We start from the raw sequence: 536 nt of genomic DNA on the forward strand, positions 1-536 counted from the left end.
CGTCAGCATCAGCTTTTTCTCAGTTTAATTCGTATGATAAATTCGAACACCTTCAGTATCCGCTTAAAACGGGACGGCTGCTTTATTAACCGGTACAGCCACTCCAGATTAAGGTTGATCCACATTTGCGGTGCGCGCTGTACTGTGCCGGCCAGCCCGTCAAAACTCCCGCCGACCCCCATAAACATACCTTTTGAAAATTGATTGATATGGTTGGCAATCCATAATTCCTGCCGCGGAAGACCAAGTGCGACAAACACCAGATCCGCACCCGAGCGTTCAATCTCCTCTGCTATGTTGTCATCATCAATGTCAAAATAACCATGATGCCGCCCGGCTATCAGCAGATCGGGGAACCGCTTTGCCACCTCGGCAACAGCTTGGGCGTTCACCGCTTCCTTCGCCCCCAGAAAATAACAGCTTAGTTGATGATCATTGGCATATGTCAGCAAATCCAGCATTAAATCGTATCCGGCAATCCGCTCCTGCAATGGCAGATTCATAGATTTAGCTGCCATCAATATCCCTACACCGTC

1 protein-coding gene is annotated in these 536 nt (G+C 48.9%); it reads right to left on the minus strand.

All coding sequences use genetic code 11. The features are described from left to right. Window positions 1-8 precede the first annotated feature (8 nt). A partial coding sequence (locus tag IEW67_RS18025) for a WecB/TagA/CpsF family glycosyltransferase (protein WP_188634444.1) occupies window positions 9-536 on the minus strand: 528 nt, incomplete at its 5' end.

This window comes from Lentibacillus kapialis, assembly GCF_014646635.1.
Classification (GTDB): domain Bacteria; phylum Bacillota; class Bacilli; order Bacillales; family Amphibacillaceae; genus Lentibacillus; species Lentibacillus kapialis.